The sequence below is a fragment of the Rothia halotolerans genome (genome assembly GCF_004136635.1).
GTDB classification, from domain to species: domain Bacteria; phylum Actinomycetota; class Actinomycetes; order Actinomycetales; family Micrococcaceae; genus Rothia; species Rothia halotolerans.
Window position 1 is genome coordinate 197,682 of the sequence record NZ_NOIU01000003.1, and the last position, 15,238, is coordinate 212,919.

Consider the following 15,238-nt stretch of genomic DNA (forward strand, 5'->3'; position numbering starts at 1 on the left):
CGGGCTCGTAGCATGGATCCCATGGATCAGAAGTTCGTCGTTGAGTACTCGCGCCCGGAGGAGCAGAGGCCGGGCACCCACCTGGTGGTCATGCTGCACGGCTACGGCTCCCACGAGGGGGACCTCATGGGCCTGCTGCCCGCCCTGCCGGAGGAGGGGTTCACCTACGCCTCGCTGCGCGCCCCCGGGGCCATGCCCGGCGGGGTCGGCTTCGAGTGGTTCGGCCTGACCGGCCTGCCGGCCGAGGTCTCCTACTCCGAGGAGGGAGTCCGCAGCGCCACCGAGGCGGTGATCGCCTGGATCGAGGGCGAGGCGGGGGAGTATGCGGACGTCGCCCTGCTCGGCTTCTCCCAGGGGATGGCGGTGGCCGCCTCCGTGGCGCGGCGCCGTCCGGAGCTGGCCCGCGCCCTCGTCGGGCTCTCGGGCTTCGTGACCGCCCCGATCCAGGGATGGGCCGACGACGCCGCCCTGGCGGCCCGGCAGCCCCGCCTCCCGGTCTTCTACGGCCGGGACCAGGCGGATCCGGTGGTCCCCGAGCAGGCCGTGGCGCACACGCTGGACTGGCTGCGGGAGAACACCGACGTGACCAAGGTCCTCTACGCGGGCATGGGCCACGGCGTCAGCAACCAGGAGATCAAGCACGTGGGCGAGTTCCTGCGGCACGTGCTGCGCTGAGGCCGGGCCGCGCCGCCCGGAGGCGGCCACACCGGCCTCAGCCGGCCGAGACCACCTCGAGGACGGCCCCGGCGAAGCCCACGACGTCGCCGGGGCGGACCTGCCGCCCCCGCTGGGTCACGGTCTCGCCGTTGACGGTCACGTAGCCCTCGGCCACGACCTCCCGGGCCTGGGCGCCGTCCTCGACCAGTCCCGCCAGTTTCAGCAGCTGGCCGAGGCGGATGGACTCGTCGCGGATTTCAACGGTATCTCTGTGCTGATCGCTCATCGTGGCCAGTCTATCCGCACCGACCCGGTAGGCTTGTCCGGAGATCACCACCCCCGCCACCGCGCGTGGCACATCGCGTCAATCATGGAGTGAGCAGACATATGGCACCCAAGTCCACGCTGGACAACGTCATCACGCTGGCCAAGCGCCGCGGATTCGTCTTCCAGGCCGGCGAGATCTACGGAGGCTCGCGCTCCGCGTGGGACTACGGTCCCCTCGGCGCCGAGCTGAAGGAGAACATCCGTCAGCTGTGGTGGCAGAACTTCGTCCGCTCCCGCGAGGACATGGTGGGCCTCGACTCCTCCATCATCCTGCCCAAGGCCGTCTGGGAGGCCTCCGGGCACGTGGAGACCTTCACGGACCCGCTGGTCGAGTCGCTGCACACACACAAGCGCTACCGCGCCGATCACCTGCTGGAGGCCTACGAGGCCAAGCACGGCCACCCGCCGGCCAACGGCCTGGCGGACATCCGCGACCCCGAGACCGGCCAGCCCGGCAACTGGACCGAGCCGCAGAACTTCTCTGGCCTCATGAAGACCTACCTGGGCGCGGTGGACAACGAGGAGGGCCTGCACTTCCTGCGGCCCGAGACGGCCCAGGGCATCTTCGTGAACTTCAACAACGTGGTGACCGCCTCGCGCAAGCGCCCGCCCTTCGGCATCGGCCAGATCGGCAAGGCCTTCCGTAACGAGATCACCCCGGGCAACTTCATCTTCCGCACCCGCGAGTTCGAGCAGATGGAGATCGAGTACTTCGTGCACCCCGAGGACGCTCCCGCCGCCTTCGACCGCTGGGTCGAGGACTGCTGGAACTGGTTCGTGGACCTGGGCATCGACCCGGACCACATGCGCAGGCTCGACGTCCCCGAGGACGAGCGCGCGCACTACTCGGCCGGGACCATCGACCTCGAGTACCGCTTCGGCTTCCCGGGCAGCGAGTGGGGCGAGCTGATGGGCGTGGCCAACCGGACCGACTACGACCTCGGCGTGCACAACGAGAACTCGAACACCCGCCTGGAGTACTTCGACCAGGCGAGCGGGGAGCGCTACGTCCCGTACGTCATCGAGCCCTCCTTCGGCCTGACCCGCTCCATGATGGCGTTCCTGGTGGACGCCTACACCGAGGACGAGGCGCCCAACACCAAGGGCGGCGTCGACGTGCGGACCGTGCTGAAGCTGGACCCGCGCCTCGCGCCGGTCAAGGCCGCTGTGCTGCCGCTGTCCAAGAAGCCCGAGCTGACCCCGGTCGCGGAGAGGCTCGCCGCCGAGCTGCGCACGGCCTGGAACGTCGACTACGACACCGCCGGGGCCATCGGCCGCCGCTACCGCCGCCAGGACGAGATCGGGACGCCGTTCTGCATCACCGTGGACTTCGATACCCTCGAGGACCAGGCCGTGACGATCCGCGAGCGGGACACCATGGCGCAGGAGCGGGTGAGCCTGGACCAGGTCAAGGCGTACCTCGCCGGGAAGCTGATCGGCTAGTCGGATGGCGGAGAGCATGAACGAGTACCAGCTCCGGCCCTGGCGGGAGGGCGACGACCTGCAGCTGATGCAGCTGTGGCCCGATGCCGAGAACGTCCACGCCTCCGTCTTCCGCGCCAAGCTGGGGGAGGAGCCCGCGAGCCACTGGCAGCGCACCTTCGTGGTGGAGCACCACGGCGTGCCGGTCGCGGCGGGGACGGCGTACGAGACGAGCCTGCACTCCTGTCGCCTGTGGGCCTACGTCGAGGTGGCCCCCGACCACCGCCGGCGCGGCCTGGGCGGGATGATCCTCGCCGCCCTGCGCGAGGCCGCCGCGCAGACCCCCAGCGGCGTCTCCGCCCTGCGCAGCAAGGTGGTCCCGGGCTCCTCCGGGGCGGGCTTCGCGCAGTGGGCGGGGCTCACCTCGATCCAGCGCACACGCATGGTCCGCATCGAGGCCGGCGCGCTGCCGCCCCGGCCGCTGCGCGAGGACGAGGCGGGACGGACGACCCAGGCGGTGGAGGACCTCGCGACCGGATCCCTGGAGCTGACCCGGGTCCTGTGGGACTTCTACCGCCGGGTCCACGACTGGGATCCGCCGGCCGAGCAGTCGCTGGGGCAGGTCAACCGGCTCTTCCTCTCGGACGAGGCCGAGGCGTACGGCGCCGTGGTGCTCCGCGAGGACGTGGTGCGGGCCGAGCGGGAGGAGCGGCGGGCCCCCATCGCCGCCTTCGCCGTCAGCTACCGTCCCCTGGACGCGGACGCCCCGGACCGGGAGGTCGCGGACGACGAGGCCACGGAGGTCCTGCTGGGCTACGACGTCGACGCCCAGGGCGCCTCGGACGCGCTGCAGCAGCTCATCGCGCTGCTGGTGCACCAGTACCCGATCGTGATCGAGGTCGACGACTCGATGGAGGCGCTCGCCCGGATCGCCGAGGCGCTCGTGCACCGCGGGACCGCCGGCGTGGAGGAGGAGACCCTGGTGGTGGCCGAGGAGGGCCCCGCCGCGGCGTGAGCCGACGCCGTCGGTGGGAGGAGACGACCGGGCGACGCCGGGGCCTCGGGCCCGGCGTCGCCCGGATCGTCCGGTCCTCCCGCACGGCGGCCCGGCGTGCTCAGCGCTCCTCGACGTACCGCCGGGTCACGCTGAGGTCCTGGTCGCCGAGCCCCCGGCCGACCAGCTCCTCGTAGGACTCCAGGAGCACGGGCAGCAGCGCCGGGTTGACGGCGGCGGCCCCGGCGACGTCGGCCCCGAACCTGAGGTCCTTGACCATGTAGGCCGCGAGGCCGCCGGGCCGGTAGTCCTCCGCGGCCATCGCCACGCCCCGGGTCCGCAGCACCCGGCTGTCGGCGTAGCCCCGGGAGAGCAGGTCGAAGAGGCGGGCGACGTCGAGCCCGCTGCGCGAGGCGAGCGCCGCCGCCTCGCCGAGGGCCATCGCCGTCGCGCCCACCACCAGCTGGTTGCACGCCTTGGCGACCTGCCCCGAGCCGAGCGGGCCCAGGTGCTTGGGGGTCCCGCAGGCCCGGAGCACGGGCTCGGCCCGCTCCACGTCCTCCTCGGCGCCGCCGACCATGATCGAGAGGGTGCCCGCCTCGGCGCCCTCGACCCCGCCGGAGACCGGCGCGTCGACGACCCGGACCCTGCCCTCCTCGCTCTCGCCCAGGCGCTCCGCGAGCTCTCCGACCCCGACCGGGGAGGAGGTCGAGCAGATCACGAGGAGGAGGTCGCGGCCCCGGGCGCCGGCGAGGATCCCGTCCTCGCCGTCCAGGGCCGCCTCGAGCTGGGGGAGGTCCGGCAGGACCGAGAGCACGACGTCGCACTGCTCGCCGAGCTCCCGCGGGGTGCCGGCCCAGCTCGCTCCCGCATCCACCAGCGGGCGCGCCTGCTCGGGGCGGCGCGCCGTCACCGCCACGGACCGGGGGAAGGCCCCGAGGAGCCGGGAGGCCATCGGCGCGCCCATGTTGCCCAGCCCGATGACCCCGATTCGGGGGCCATCCTCGGCGTCGGTCTTCGCCCGGGGCCGGGCGGTCTTCTCAGAGTTCATCGTCGGTCCTCTCCCGCGTGCTGATGGTGCTTTCCGGACCGGCCCGAGGGACGTGCCGCCCCGCACCGCCGATATCGGATGCTGGCTGAATCATATTCAATATGCTGAATGGCGTCTAGACTGGGCGCATCACCGCTCGTAGAGAGCAAAACGACGAAGGAGCTGAAGCCATGGTGCCGGAGGGTAACGCAGAGAGCACGGTGCGGGGATCGGATCCGGGGGAGGGGGAGGACCGGCCGGTGCGGGTCGTCGTCGCCTCCCCGCTGCCGGAGGAGCTGTGCGCCTCGATCGCCTCCGCCGTCCCAGGTGCCGAGGTGGTGCGCCGCCAGGAGCTGTACCCGCCGATGCGCTTCCCCGCCGACCACGCCGGCGACCCGGAGTTCACCCGCTCGGAGCGGGAGCAGCGCGAGTTCGAAGAGATGGTGGACACGGCGGACGTGCTCTACGGGATCCCCGACGTGGACCCCGACGCGCTGCGGCGCACCGTCCGGGCCAACGGGCGCCTGCGCTGGGTGCAGACCATGGCCGCCGGCGGCGGGGCCCAGGTCAAGGCCGCCGGCCTGACGGGCGAGGAGCTCGAGCGGGTCCGGTTCACCACCTCGGCGGGAGTGCACGGGGAGCCGCTGGCGGAGTTCGCCCTGTTCGGCGTGCTGGCCGGGGCGAAGAACCTGCTGCGCCTGGCCGCGGACCAGCGGGAGAGGCACTGGCCCCGGGAGCGCTGGTTCATGGGACAGCTCTCCGAGATGACGGTCCTCATCCTGGGCCTGGGGGGCATCGGGCGCACCGCGGCCCGGAAGTTCGGCACGCTCGGGGCCACCGTGTGGGGCACCTCCCGCAGCGGCCGGCCGGTGGAGTCAGTGGACCGCGTCGTCTCCCTCGACGAGCTCGAGGACGTCATCGGGGAGGTCGACGCCGTCGTGGTGACCCTGCCCGGCACCGAGGCCACGGAGGGGCTCCTGGATGCCAGGCTCCTCGCGGCGTGCGCCCCCGGCGTCGTCGTCGTCAACGTGGGCCGGGGAAGCGTCATCGACGAGCCGGCGCTGGTGGAGGCGCTGGACGAGGGACGGGTGGGCTTCGCCGCCCTGGACGTCACAGCCCGGGAGCCGCTGCCCGAGCAGAGCCCCCTCTGGGAGCACCCCCGCGCCCTCATCAGCCCGCACACGGCGGCCCAGAGCGAGCACGAGCAGCGCCGCATCACGGAGCTGTTCATCCGCAACCTGAAGGCGTTCATGGCCGGGGGCCCTATGGAGAACGTGGTGGACACCGTTGAGTTCTACTGATCCGGAGAGAAGCGAAGAGGCCCTCGCCGCCGAGGCCAGGGGCGGGCCCGGCAGGGGCGCCCCCGCCGTGGTCAGGGCGGCCCGGCTGCTGCGCCTGCTGGAGGCGGCGCCCGGCCGGGAGATCCCGCTCGCGGAGCTGGCGGCGGACCTGGGCGCCGCCAAGTCCTCCACGCTCTCGGTGTGCGCGGCCCTCGAGGAGACGGGGCTGATCGTGCGCGGCGGGGGCGGATACCGGCTCGGCCGCGCCGTGCTGGAGCTGGCGGGCTCCTACCTGTCCGGCTTCGACCAGCTGCGGGCCTTCTACGACCTGTGCCGGGACTCCGAGGCGCTGGAGCGCGAGGTCGTCCAGATAGCGCTGCTGGAGGGCTCCGACGTCATCTACCTCGCCCGCCATGAGGGCCGGGTGCCCTACCGCTTCTCCGCCGGGATCGGCTCCCGCTTCCCGGCCTCCTCGACGGCGGTGGGGCATGCCCTGCTGGCCGGCCTCGGGGACGAGGAGGTGGAGCGGAGGTTCGCCTCCGCGGCAGCCTTCCCCCGGCTCACGCCCCACTCGGTGACGGATCTGCCGACCCTCCTGGCGGCCCTGCATCGCACCCGGGCGCGCGGCTACGCGCTGGATCAGGAGGGCGTGCATCCGGGGATCGTGGGCGTCGCCGTCCGGCTGCCGCCCTGGAACCCGGCGGACGCCCCGCTCTCGGTGGGCGCCTCGATCATGGCGACCGAGGCCACCCCCGACCGCGTCGAGGAGGTGGGGGAGGCCCTCCGAGTCCTGGTGGAGGCGCTGAGCAATCCGCTGGTCTCCCGATGAGGACGAGGAACCCCTCCGCTGAGAACGAGGAACCCCTCATATGTTCAGCACGTTGAATGATGTTCACTCCTGTGTTAGCTTGAGCCTGTCGCCACTGTGACACCCGTCATCAGGTGGGGATATGGGGTTCAGGTATCAAAGGAGATAGGCCCATGGAAACGGAGAACCGCGCAGAGGCGGAACGCGCCAGGCAGCTCAAGAGAGCGACCCTGGCCTCCAGCATCGGCAGCGCACTGGAGTACTACGACTTCGCCCTCTACGGGCTGGCCTCGGCGCTGATCTTCTCGCGCCTGTTCTTCCCTGACCTCGACCCGGCGACGGCGCTCATCTCGAGCTTCGCGATCTACGGCGTCGGCTTCCTGGCCCGACCCCTCGGCGGGCTGTTCTTCGGCGCGATGGGGGACCGGATCGGTCGCAAGGCCGTGCTGGTCATCACCATCCTGCTGATGGGCGGGGCCTCGACGCTGATCGGGGCGCTGCCCACCTACGAGCAGGTGGGCTTGCTGGCGCCCCTGCTGCTGCTCCTGATGAGGCTGGCCCAGGGATTCGGCGCCGGCGCCGAGCAGGCCGGCGCCACGGTGCTGATGAGCGAGGTGGCCCCGGTGAGGCGCCGCGGCTTCTTCGCGGCCCTGCCGTTCATCGGCATCCAGGGCGGCACCCTGCTGGCGGCCGGCGTCTTCGTCTACCTGGGCACCCTGCCCGAGGAGACCCTGCTCGGCTGGGCGTGGCGGGTGCCGTTCCTGGCGAGCTTCCTGCTGATCGTCATCGCCGTGTACATCCGGGCCAAGCTGCACGAGACCCCGACCTTCGCGGAGCTGGAGGCCCAGGACGAGGTCCCGCGCCAGCCCCTGCGCGAGCTCTTCAGCGGCTCCGGGATCCTGGTCCTCAAGGGGGTCGGGCTGCGCATGGCCGAGAACGGCGGCTCCTACCTCTTCCAGGGCATGGCGGTGGCCTACGCGACCAAGACCGTGATGCAGGACCCCTGGGTCGGCTCCCTGGCCGTGGCCATCGGCTCCATGATCGGCCTCTTCTCCGTGCCCCTGACCGGCGCGCTCTCCGACCGCCTGGGCCGCGTCCCGGTGTACCGGGCGGGCGCGCTGATCATGGTGTGCTACGCCTTCCCCGCCTGGTGGCTCCTCTCCTGGGGGAACACGGGGGTGACGCTGGCCGTCATCGCGTTCGGCATCGGCGTCGCCGTGAACACCATGCTCGGCCCGCAGTGCTCCATGCTGCCCGAGCTGTTCGGCAACCGCAGCCGGTACATCGGGGTCGCGATGTCCCGGGAGATCTCCGCGGTGCTGGCGGGCGGGCTGGCCGGCGTCGTCGGCTCGACCCTGCTCAAGATCTTCGACGGCTCGTGGGTCCCGCTGGCCGTCTACACCCTCATCCTGGGCCTCATCACCCTGATCACGACCTTCAGGGTCCCGGAGTCGAAGGGGCGCGATCTGCTGATGGTCGAGGACGCCCGGACCGCCTCCGTCCCGGTCGTCACCACGGCGGACGGGTACCAGGTCACCGGGGCCGCGGTGTCCATCGCCATCGAGGATCCGGAGCGGGAGGCCTGAGGGATCCGGAGCAGAGCGCACCGCAGACCGGCCCCGCCCCGCGCCCGCCCCGAGCGGGTGCGGGGCTGGCCGACACAGAAACCATCCCCAGAGGAAGGACAGCACTAGATATGCCGACATTCGACCTGACCGGGCGCACCGCGCTGGTCACCGGATCAAGCCGGGGCATCGGCCGCGGCCTGGCCACGGCGCTCGCCGAGGCGGGCGCGCGCGTCGTCGTCCACGGCCGCAGCCCCGAGACCGCGCAGGCCGCGGCGCAGCAGATCGCGGAGGAGACGGGCGCGACGACGCTCGGCCTCGCCTTCGACGTCACCGACGAGGGGGAGGTGGGTGCGGGCATCGCCGAGCTCGAGGAGCGCTGGGGCACCCCGGACATCCTGGTCAACAACGCCGGGATGCAGAAGCGGGCGCCGATCGGGCAGTTCGCGATGGAGGACTGGGAGCAGCTGCTCGCCACCAACCTCACCAGCGCCTTCCTGCTCTCCCGGGCGGTCTCCGGCGGGATGACGGAGCGGGGCTCGGGGAAGATCATCACGATCGGCTCGGTCCAGTCCCGCCTGGCCCGGCCAGGCATCGCCCCCTACTGCGCGACCAAGGGCGGCGTCGTGATGCTGTCCCAGGGGCTGTGCGCGGACCTGAGCCCGCACGGCGTGCAGGTCAACGCGATCGCCCCCGGCTACTTCGCGACCGAGCTGACCCAGCCGCTGGTCGAGGACGAGGAGTTCAGCGCGTGGGTCGCCTCCCGCACGCCCGCCGGGCGCTGGGGGCAGCTCGAGGACCTCTCCGGCGCCGTGGTGTTCCTGGCCAGCTCCGCGAGCGACTTCATCACCGGCCAGACCCTGTACGTGGACGGAGGGATGACCAGTGTCGTCTGAGAACCCGGAGAGCCCTGTGACCACCCGGGCCCTGAGGGTGGTCCCCGAGGAGGGCGGGCAGCGGCTCGAGCTCGCGGAGATCGAGCTGCCGCCGCGCCGGCCGGACCAGGCGCTGATCCGCGTCGCCTACGGCGGCGTCTGCGGGAGCGACCTGCACTACTGGATGCACGGCGCGGCGGGGGCCTCGATCCTGAGGCACCCGATGGTGCTGGGGCACGAGGTCGTCGGCACCGTCGAGGAGGCCGCTGCGGACGGCTCCGGGCCCGCCGCCGGGACCCCGGTCGCGGTCCACCCTGCCACCCCGGGCGACGACGGCGTGACCCGGTACCCCGCCGGCAGCCCGAACCTCTCCCCGCGCGCCACCTACCTCGGCTCCGCGGCGCACGACCCCCACACCGAGGGCGCCTTCAGCCGCCTGGCCGTGCTGGACGCGCGGATGCTCCGCCCCCTGCCTGAGGGACTGAGCCTGCGGGACGCCGCGCTGGCCGAGCCGGCCGGCGTCGCGCTGCACGCGGTGTCCAGGGCCGGGGACCTGCGCGGGAAGGAGGTCATGGTGATCGGCTGCGGGCCGATCGGCGCGCTGATCATCGCCGCGGCCGCGCGCGCCGGCGCCGCGCGCATCACCGCCGCCGACCTCCACGCCAGCGCCCTGGAGCGCGCCCGCCAGCTCGGCGCGGACCAGACGCTGCACCGGCCCGATGCCGCCGCGGCAGCGGAGGTGCAGGCCGACGTCGTCTTCGAGTCCAGCGGCAGCTGGCAGGGGACGGACACCGCGATCCGCGGCGCCGTGCGCGGCGGCCGCGTGCTCATGGTGGGCCTGCTGCCCCCGGGCCAGCAGCCGGTGGACCTCTCGATCGCGATCGCCCGCGAGCTGGAGATGGTGGGCTGCCTGCGCTTCAACGACGAGATCGACGAGGCGCTGACCGCGCTCGCGGACGGCTCGCTGCGCACCGGCCCGATCGTCTCGCACGTGCTGGACCTCGACGACGCCCCCGAGGCCTTCGAGCTCGCCCGCCGCGCCGAGGACTCCTGCAAGGTCCTGCTACGGTTCTGAGGACCTGAGAGGCATCGGCGAGGGGAGGGCCGTCCGGCGTGGAGGACGTGAGGATCGAGCGGGTGCTGCGCGCCGTCGAGTGCGTCCCGCAGGGCCGGGCTGCCACCTACGGTACGCTCGGGCGGATCTGCGGGGAGAGCCCGCGCGTGGTCGGCCGGGTGCTCTCGCTCTGGGGCTCCAACGTCGCCTGGTGGCGGGTGGTCAACGCCGCGGGCACGATCCCCGGGCACGGGGCGGAGGCCGCGTCGCTGTGGAGGAGCGAGGGGCTGCTCGCGGCGGGTCCCGCCCGCTCCCGCCGCGAGCCGGCCGTGGACCTGAGGCGGGTCGCCGCGGACGAGGGGGAGCTGCGCCGCCGCTGGGAGGCGGCGGTGGCGGACCTGGAGGGGTGAGCCCCGCGCAGGCGAGCGGCTCCCGCGCGGAGGAACGGCCCCGCGCCGCCGAGCGAGCCCGCGCCGCCGGACGGCGCCCGCCCCGGTGAGATCGGCCACGACCCCCGCGCCCGCCGCGCCGGCGTGTGAGACAATCGCCCGGTGACGACCACGACCCCCGCCCAGCTGACCCTGCCGCCTCTGCGCCTCGGCCCCCTCACGGTCGACGTGCCGGTGGTCCTGGCCCCGATGGCCGGCGTGACCAACAAGGCGTTCCGCAGGCTCTGCCGCGAGTACGGGGGAGGGCTCTACGTGACCGAGATGGTCACCGCCCGCGCCCTGGTCGAGCGCCGTCCCGAGTCGCTGCGCATCATCGACCACGACGAGGACGAGCGGATCCGCTCGATCCAGATCTACGGCGTCGACGCCGTGAACGTCGGCAAGGCGGTGCGGATGGTCGCCGAGGAGGGGCGCGCGGACCACATCGATCTCAACTTCGGCTGCCCCGTCCCCAAGGTCACCAAGAACGGCGGCGGCTCGGCCCTGCCCTGGAAGACCGACCTGTTCGACGCCATCGTCGGCACCGCCGTGCGCGAGGCCGCCCGGGCAGACATCCCCGTCACGGTCAAGATGCGCAAGGGCATCGACGACGAGCACATCACCTTCCTCGACGCCGCCAAGACCGCCCGGGACCGCGGGGTCGCCGCGATCGCCCTGCACGGCCGGACCGCCGCCCAGCACTACTCGGGCCAGGCGGACTGGGACGCGATCGCCGAGCTGCGCGAGGCGATCCCGGACGTCCCGGTGCTGGGCAACGGGGACATCTGGTCGGCCGAGGACGCCGCCCGGATGGTCGAGCAGACCGGGGTCGACGGCGTCGTGATCGGCCGCGGCTGCCAGGGGCGCCCGTGGCTGTTCGGCGACCTCCAGGCCGCCTTCGAGGGGCGCCCGGACCGCTACCGCCCCGGCGTCGCGCGCGTGGCCGAGATCATCTACCGCCACGCGCAGATGCTGGTGGAGACCTTCGGCGACGAGCACCGCGGCGTCCGCGAGATCCGCAAGCACATCGCCTGGTACTTCAAGGGCTACCCCGTGGGCGGGGAGCTGCGCGCCCGGATGGCGCAGGTCCCGGACCTCGCCACCTTCCGCGAGCTGCTGGGCGAGCTGGACCTGAGCCTGCCCTACCCCGGCGCCGCCGTCGAGGGCCCGCGGGGCCGCGCCGGCTCGCCCAAGCGCCCGCACCTGCCCCAGGGCTGGCTGGACTCCCGCACCGTCGACGACGCCGAGCGCCTCGGCCTGCTCGACGCCGAGCTGGACATCTCCGGCGGCTGATCCCGGGCGGGCACCCCGTCCCGTGGGACGCGACGGTGTCCTCCTCCCACGGCCGGGCGGGCCGCCCCCGGGCTGATCCCGCATCCCCGAAGAGGGCGAGAACCCCGCCCTCGCGCGGGATCCGCGATACTGTGAGCCTCAGTCCACCGACGTCTCACGTGAGGTACCGCCCATGTCCTTCCCCTCGGCGCTGAGCCTCCCCGGATACTCCGCGGAGGACACCGAGCGACGTCTGCCCGAGCACCACAAGAACCTCTACCGCAGCCACTTCGAGCGGGACCGGGCGCGGGTGCTGCACTCCTCGGCGCTGCGCCGGCTCGGCTTCAAGACCCAGGTGGTCTCGCCGACCTCGGACGACTTCACCCGCACCCGCCTGACCCATTCGCTCGAGGTCGCCCAGGTGGGCCGCGAGGTCGGCCGGATGCTCGGCTGCGACCCGGACCTGGTCGACGCCGCCTGCCTCTCCCACGACCTGGGGCACCCGCCCTTCGGCCACAACGGGGAGAGCGCGCTGGACGCGATCGGCGCCCCGGCGGGGGGCTTCGAGGGCAACGCCCAGACGCTGCGGCTGCTCAGCCGGCTCGAGCCCAAGGTGGTCCTCCCCGACGGCGGCTCGGCCGGGCTCAACCTCACCCGCGCGGCGCTGGACGCCGCCTGCAAGTACCCGTGGTCGCGCGACGACGCCCCGCTGCGCGAGGGCGTCCCGACCCGGAAGTTCGGGGTCTACGGCGATGACCGCCCGGTCTTCGAGTGGTTCCGGCAGGGAGCCCCGGAGGGGCAGAAGTGCCTCGAGGCGGAGGTCATGGACCTGGCCGACGACATCTCCTACTCGGTGCACGACGTCGAGGACGCGGTGTTCGGCGGGCACGTCCAGCTCGGCTGGGTCGCCGACGCCATGGCCCGGGACCGCGTGATCCAGTGGGCCCAGCGCTGGTACATGCCCTCGACCTCCGCCGAGGAGCTCGACGCCGCCCTGTCCCGCCTCGAGCGCCTGGACGAGTGGCTGCCGGAGATGACCGGCACGCGCGCCTCGATGGCCGCCCTCAAGGCTCTGACCAGCCGGCTCATCGGCCGCTTCTCCGGTGCCGCGCTCGAGGCCACGCGCGCCCGGCACGGGGACGGCCCGCTGACCCGCTACGCCGCCCGGCTGCACGTCCCCCGGGAGGTCGAGACCGAGATCGCGGTGATGAAGGGCATCGCCACGGCCTTCGTGATGGCGGTGCGGGACCAGGAGCCGCTGTACGAGAACCAGCGCGAGATGCTCACGGTCCTGGTCGAGGCCCTGATCCAGACGGACGGGCAGTTCCTCGACCCCGTCTTCGCCGAGGACTGGCGGGAGACGGACCGGAACGACGACGCCGCCCGCCTCCGCCTGGCGATCGACCAGGTCGCCTCCCTGACCGACAGCTCCGCGGTGCGGCTCCACGACCGCATCACCGGCCTGAACTGGAGGACCGGCGACAAGCCGCTGTGGTGATCGGCGGCCTGCCGCCGGCACCCCGCGACTTGCCGGGCCGGATAGCATGGGAGACGTGGCAGGACTGATACGACGCGAAGACATCGACGAGGTGCGCTCACGCACCGACATCCGGGAGATCGTCGAGGGCTACGTGACGCTGAAGTCGGCGGGCATCGGCTCCTACAAGGGCCTCTGCCCCTTCCACGACGAGCGCACGCCCTCCTTCCACGTCCGCCCGCAGATGGGCACCTACCACTGCTTCGGCTGCGGGGAGTCGGGGGACGTGATCGCCTTCGTCATGGCGATGGACCACACCGGCTTCAGCGAGACGGTGGAGCGTCTCGCCGCCCGGGTGGGCTATGAGCTGCACTACGAGCAGGGCTCGGGCCCCAGCCGGGAGGAGAAGGGCCGCCGGCAGCGCCTCATCGACGCCCACAAGATCGCCCAGGAGTTCTTCGAGCGCGCCCTTTACACCAAGGACGCGGCCGAGGCCCAGAAGTTCCTGGGCGGCCGGGGCTTCGACGGCGCCGCGGCGCAGCGCTTCGGCGTCGGCTTCGCCCCCCAGGGCTGGTCCCACCTGCTCAAGCACTTGCGGGACCGCGGCTTCAGCGAGGAGGAGCTCAAGGCCACGGGCATGTTCTCCGAGGGCCGCCGGGGACTCTACGACAGGTTCAGGGGCCGGCTCATGTGGCCCATCCGCAACATCGCGGGGGAGACCATCGGCTTCGGGGCCCGCAAGCTCTTCGAGGACGACCAGGGGCCGAAGTACCTCAACACCCCCGAGACGCAGCTCTACCGGAAGTCGCAGGTCCTCTACGGCATCGACCTGGCCAAGCGGAAGATCGCGCAGGGCAAGCAGCTCGTCGTCGTCGAGGGGTACACCGACGTCATGGCCGCGCACCTGGCGGGCATCGAGACGGCGGTGGCCACCTGCGGCACGGCCTTCGGCGCGGAGCACATCAAGATCGTGCGGCGGCTGCTGGGCGACGACGGCTCGGGCGGCGAGGTCATCTTCACCTTCGACGGCGACGCCGCGGGTCAGAAGGCCGCGCTGCACGCCTTCCAGGAGGACCAGCGCTTCACCGCCCAGACCTATGTGTGCGTGGCCCCCGACGGCATGGACCCCTGCGACCTGCGGCTGCGCCGGGGGGACAAGGCGGTGCGCGACCTGCTCCAGGCCAAGCGCCCGCTCTTCGAGTTCGCCATCCAGGTGACGCTGAAGGACTACGACCTCGACTCGCTCGAGGGCCGGGTGCGGGGGATGCGCGCCGTCGCGCCCATGATCGCCTCGATCCGCGACCACGCGCTCCGTCCCGCCTATGCCCGCCGGGTGGCCGGCTGGCTGGGCCTGGACCCGCTCGAGGTGGAGCGCGCGGTCGCGACCGCCGGCGCTACCCCGCCCCCGCAGCGCCAGGAGCGCCCCGCCCAGGCCCCTGCCGACGACGACGCCCCCCGCCCCGAGATCGAGGCCCCGGACCCGCGGGACCCGGCCGCCCGGATGGAGCGGGAGGCCCTGGAGGTGCTGGTGCAGACCCCGCACCTGATCGAGGACTCGCAGTGGACGGTCCTCGCCTCGACCAGGACGCGCTACCGGATGCACCACGAGCTGCTGGCCGGCGTCCTCGCCGCGCACGCCAGGGTCCCGGCGCGCCCCGGCGCGGAGTGGGTCAACACCATCCGCGCCCACGCCCACGAGGCGACCCACGGGCTGCTGGCGCAGCTCACGGTGGCGCCCCTGCCTGCCTCGACGCCGGAACAGCTCACCCGCTACGCCGCCGCGATCCTCAACCGGCTCCTGGGACAGGAGCTCGTCGCGCAGAAGGCGGACAAGATGGCCGAGCTGAACCGGCTGGACCCCGCGACGGACCGGGACGCCTGGCAGTCGGTGCAGCAGGAGCTGATGCGGCTGGAGATGCGCCGCCGGGAGCTCTTCGAGGCTCGGTGAGCCGCCCCCGTGCGGGGCGCTCGCAGGAGGATCGGCGGGCCCCGCGACCGGGGGGACGACCCCAGTCGCCGGGGTGTTTCCGCGCCGGGGCGGTTCCCGCG

The 15,238-nt window shown here is 72.9% G+C and carries 14 protein-coding genes; 12 read left to right on the plus strand and 2 right to left on the minus strand.

Annotation, left to right across the window (positions count from 1 at the left end; genetic code table 11):
• Window positions 1-21: 21 nt before the first annotated feature.
• Window positions 22-675, plus strand: a complete 654-nt coding sequence (locus tag EWV39_RS10670) for an alpha/beta hydrolase (RefSeq protein WP_129659762.1) — start codon at window positions 22-24, stop codon at window positions 673-675.
• Window positions 676-712: 37 nt separating this feature from the next.
• Here EWV39_RS10670 and EWV39_RS10675 read toward each other — a convergent pair whose 3' ends face one another.
• Window positions 713-943, minus strand: a complete 231-nt coding sequence (locus tag EWV39_RS10675; protein ID WP_129659765.1) for an RNA-binding S4 domain-containing protein — start codon at window positions 941-943, stop codon at window positions 713-715.
• Between the two features lie 101 nt (window positions 944-1,044).
• Here EWV39_RS10675 and EWV39_RS10680 point away from each other — a divergent pair, with 101 nt between their 5' ends.
• Window positions 1,045-2,427: a glycine--tRNA ligase gene (locus tag EWV39_RS10680; protein ID WP_129659768.1), complete on the plus strand. Its 1,383-nt coding sequence runs from the start codon at window positions 1,045-1,047 to the stop codon at window positions 2,425-2,427.
• Between the two features lie 16 nt (window positions 2,428-2,443).
• The gene (locus tag EWV39_RS10685; protein ID WP_238148294.1) at window positions 2,444-3,421 is read left to right on the plus strand and encodes a GNAT family N-acetyltransferase; all 978 of its coding nucleotides are present in this window, start codon (window positions 2,444-2,446) and stop codon (window positions 3,419-3,421) included.
• A 100-nt stretch (window positions 3,422-3,521) separates the two neighbouring features.
• Here the strand turns inward: EWV39_RS10685 and EWV39_RS10690 are convergent, their stop codons facing one another.
• Window positions 3,522-4,451 carry an NAD(P)-dependent oxidoreductase gene (locus EWV39_RS10690; RefSeq protein ID WP_129659774.1) on the minus strand — a complete coding sequence of 310 codons (930 nt, stop codon included), beginning with the start codon at window positions 4,449-4,451 and terminating at the stop codon, window positions 3,522-3,524.
• A gap of 170 nt (window positions 4,452-4,621) precedes the next feature.
• Between EWV39_RS10690 and EWV39_RS10695 the strand changes: the two genes are divergently transcribed.
• The 9 genes from EWV39_RS10695 (at window position 4,622) to dnaG (ending at window position 15,137) form a co-directional block, all read left to right on the plus strand.
• The gene (locus EWV39_RS10695; RefSeq protein ID WP_129659777.1) at window positions 4,622-5,731 is read left to right on the plus strand and encodes a D-2-hydroxyacid dehydrogenase; all 1,110 of its coding nucleotides are present in this window, start codon (window positions 4,622-4,624) and stop codon (window positions 5,729-5,731) included.
• On the plus strand, window positions 5,718-6,539 hold the full coding sequence (locus EWV39_RS10700; protein WP_202864925.1) for an IclR family transcriptional regulator: 822 nt from the start codon (window positions 5,718-5,720) through the stop codon (window positions 6,537-6,539). The genes EWV39_RS10695 and EWV39_RS10700 overlap by 14 nt, the downstream gene beginning before the upstream one ends.
• A 152-nt stretch (window positions 6,540-6,691) precedes the next feature.
• Entirely contained in the window at window positions 6,692-8,104 is a 1,413-nt protein-coding gene (locus EWV39_RS10705; protein ID WP_129659779.1) for an MFS transporter, read from the plus strand.
• 110 nt (window positions 8,105-8,214) lie between these two features.
• Window positions 8,215-8,979 (plus strand): glucose 1-dehydrogenase, encoded by a 765-nt coding sequence (locus tag EWV39_RS10710; protein ID WP_129659782.1) that lies wholly within the window; start codon window positions 8,215-8,217, stop codon window positions 8,977-8,979.
• Between the two features lie 16 nt (window positions 8,980-8,995).
• Window positions 8,996-10,033 carry a zinc-binding dehydrogenase gene (locus EWV39_RS10715; RefSeq protein ID WP_129659785.1) on the plus strand — a complete coding sequence of 346 codons (1,038 nt, stop codon included), beginning with the start codon at window positions 8,996-8,998 and terminating at the stop codon, window positions 10,031-10,033.
• Window positions 10,034-10,080: 47 nt separating this feature from the next.
• Window positions 10,081-10,422: an MGMT family protein gene (locus EWV39_RS10720; protein ID WP_238148295.1), complete on the plus strand. Its 342-nt coding sequence runs from the start codon at window positions 10,081-10,083 to the stop codon at window positions 10,420-10,422.
• A gap of 141 nt (window positions 10,423-10,563) precedes the next feature.
• Window positions 10,564-11,733, plus strand: a complete 1,170-nt coding sequence (gene dusB / locus EWV39_RS10725) for a tRNA dihydrouridine synthase DusB (protein WP_129659791.1) — start codon at window positions 10,564-10,566, stop codon at window positions 11,731-11,733.
• Window positions 11,734-11,905: 172 nt separating this feature from the next.
• Window positions 11,906-13,210 carry a deoxyguanosinetriphosphate triphosphohydrolase gene (locus tag EWV39_RS10730; RefSeq protein WP_129659794.1) on the plus strand — a complete coding sequence of 435 codons (1,305 nt, stop codon included), beginning with the start codon at window positions 11,906-11,908 and terminating at the stop codon, window positions 13,208-13,210.
• Window positions 13,211-13,265: 55 nt separating this feature from the next.
• On the plus strand, window positions 13,266-15,137 hold the full coding sequence (dnaG, locus tag EWV39_RS10735; protein ID WP_129659797.1) for a DNA primase: 1,872 nt from the start codon (window positions 13,266-13,268) through the stop codon (window positions 15,135-15,137).
• The last annotated feature ends 101 nt before the right edge of the window (window positions 15,138-15,238 follow it).